The sequence below is a fragment of the Massilia sp. BGA-UO-ETr-WB1 genome, from assembly GCF_059567845.1.
The window spans coordinates 1-2,775 of record NZ_JCAQOT010000002.1 but is presented as its reverse complement, the minus strand read 5'-3'; the positions used below and the strand labels follow the sequence as shown (position 1 = coordinate 2,775).

1 protein-coding gene is annotated in these 2,775 nt (G+C 62.7%); it reads left to right on the top strand.

Annotated features, from left to right (window positions below):
• Positions 1–200 precede the first annotated feature (200 nt).
• Entirely contained in the window at positions 201–2,531 is a 2,331-nt protein-coding gene (locus AC56DV_RS00040) for a penicillin acylase family protein (protein ID WP_496312273.1), read from the top strand.
• Positions 2,532–2,775: the final 244 nt, after the last annotated feature.

Here is a 2,775-nt window from a genome sequence, read left to right as displayed (position 1 = left end):
AACAGGACCGTGAAACGATTTTGCGCCGATGATAGTGCTGCAACCAGTGTGAAAGTAGGTTATCGTCAGGCTAGTTATAAGCAAAACCCCGCCGGGTGATCCTGGCGGGGTTTTTTGCGTTCTGCAGGCTCGAAAAACAACTCTTAAAATTTTGTTATCTGATATTATTTTGATAATTATCAATACACAAAGGAGTCGAGATGCGAACACGGGCAATCTGGGTGCTGGCGGCGGCAGTGATGACGACCGGCGCGGCGGCGCAATCTTTCCACAGCGAGGTGACGCGCACCAGCTACGGCGTGGTGCACGTCAAGGCGGCGGACTTCCGCAGCCTCGGCTACGGCCTGGCATATGCCTATGCGGAAGACAATGTCTGCATGCTGGCCGATACGCTGCTGACAGTGCGCGGCGAGCGCTCGCGCTATTTCGGCCCCGACGTGCACGCCACCAAGCCGAAGAACGGCGAATACGGCGCCGCCATCGACTACGTCGACCTGCGTAACGAGGACAGCGATTTCTTCTTCAAAGGCTATCTCGACCTGGAGCAGCTGCGCGCGGGTTACGCCGCCAGCACCCAGGAAGTGCGCGATGTGCTGACCGGCTATGTCGCCGGCTACAACCGTTACCTGCGCGACCACGCCGCCAGCCTGCCCGCCGCCTGCAAGGGCGCGGCCTGGGTCAAGGCCATGAGCCTGGACGATATGTATTTGCTGATCGCGGAAAAAGCGCTGCACGCCACGGGCGAAGTGTTCGCCGGCGCCATCGTTGCCGCCGCGCGCGAACCGGCTGCCACCGTGGCGCTGGCCAAGTCGATCGCGCCGGCCACCCGCAAAATCCCGATGGGCATGCCCGCCGGCCTGGGCAGCAATGGCGTGGCGATCGGCAAAGAGGCGAGCGCCAACGGGCGCGGCCTGCTGCTCGGCAATCCCCATTACCCGTGGACCAGCGCCGACCGTTTCTACCAGGTGCACCTGACGGTGCCCGGCAAGTACGACGCCATGGGCGCCAGCCTGGGCGGCATGCCTGCCGTGGTCATCGGCTTCAACAAGGACATGGCCTGGACCCATACCGTCACCAAGGCGCTGCACTTCACCACCTTCAAGCTCGACCTGGACCCGGCCGATCCCACCGGCACCACGTATTTCTATGACGGCGCGCCGGTCAAGATGACGTCGCGCACGGTGTCGGTCGACAGCCTGCAGGCGGACGGCACGCTGGCAAGCAAGCAGAAGACCTTCTACTTCAGCAAGCAGGGCGCGCTGATGGTGATGCCGGACGCCGGCGTGGACTGGACTGCCAGCACGGCCTTCGCGCTCGGCGACGCCAACCGCAGCAACACGCGGCTGGTGCAGCAGTGGCTGGCCATCGGCAAGGCGTCCAATGTGGCCGCCGTGAAGAGCAGCCTGAACGCCATCGCCGGCTTGCCGTGGGTGAACACGATCGCGGCGGATCGGGAAGGCAACACCCTGTATATGGACGGCAGCGCCGTGCCGAATATGGGCGCGGATAAATTCCTCTCGGACTGCCTGGTGTTGCCAGCGCTGGTCGGCTTCGACGGCGCGCGCAGCGAATGCGCCTGGGGGCAGGATCCGGACACGCCGGCCGGCATTTTCGGCGGCGCCAATATGCCGGCGCAGGAACGGCACGACTACGTGGCGAATTCGAACGACGCCTACTGGCTCAGCAATGCGCGCGAGCTGTTGACCGGCCCGGCGCCATATGGCTACTCGCCGCTGTACGGTTCGACGGACGTGGAGCAGACGCTGCGCACGCGTATCGGCTTCAAGCAGCTGCAGGGCGCGCTGGCCGAAGAGCGCTTCCTGAATGCAGACGATTTGCAGCGCCTGATGTTCGCCAACCGCGTGCATGCCGCCGAGCTGATCCTGCCCGAGCTGCTGCCCGCCTGCCTGGCGTCGAACGACCGCCATCTGCTGCTGGCCTGCGCCGTGCTCATGATCTGGGACCGCAAGGTTGACCTGGATAGCCGCGGCGCCGTGCTGTTCCGCGAATTCTGGAACGTGGCTGCCGGCATTCCGGACAAGTGGAAGGTGCCGTTCGATGCGGCCGACCCGGTCAACACGCCGCGCGGCCTGGCCCCTGCGGCCAAGCCGGCCATGCTGGACGCGCTGCGCGCCGCCGTGGCCAAGCTGAATGCGCAGGGCGTGCCGCTGTATGGCCGCCTCGGCGATTACCAGAATGAAATCCGCAACGGCAAACGCTATCCTCTGCACGGCGGGATCGGCGACATCGATGGTTCCTACAACTCCATCAATATGGCTGGCGACCTGGGGTCTTCCGGCTATAGCAATGTGAGCTGGGGCACCAGCTACGTGCAGGTGGTCGGCTTCGACCAGGCGGGGCCGGTGGCCAAGGGCTTGCTGGTGTACGGCCAGTCGGTGGATCCGAAGTCCGCGCACTATGCGGACCAGCTGCCGCTATACGGGCGCAAGACCTTGTTCAAGCTGCCGTTCACCGATGCGCAGATCCGTTCCGATGCCGGCTACAAGCAAAAAGTGCTGACGGAAAATTAGTCTTGCACACGCGGCGTGGGGGCGGCTATAATTCTGTCCCCGCGCTGCTGAACATCCGCAGCGCAGGATCGAGGAAGAAAAACAGGGGTTGACGGATGAAACGAAAAGCCCCATAATCTTCCTTCTCTGCTGCTGAACAAAACGCTTCAGCAACAACGCAGAATTCTTTAAAAATTTACAATCGATAAGTGTGGGCGTTTGATGATGAGGCCCGCAGCGCAAGCTGCGAAACTCAAATTATTTA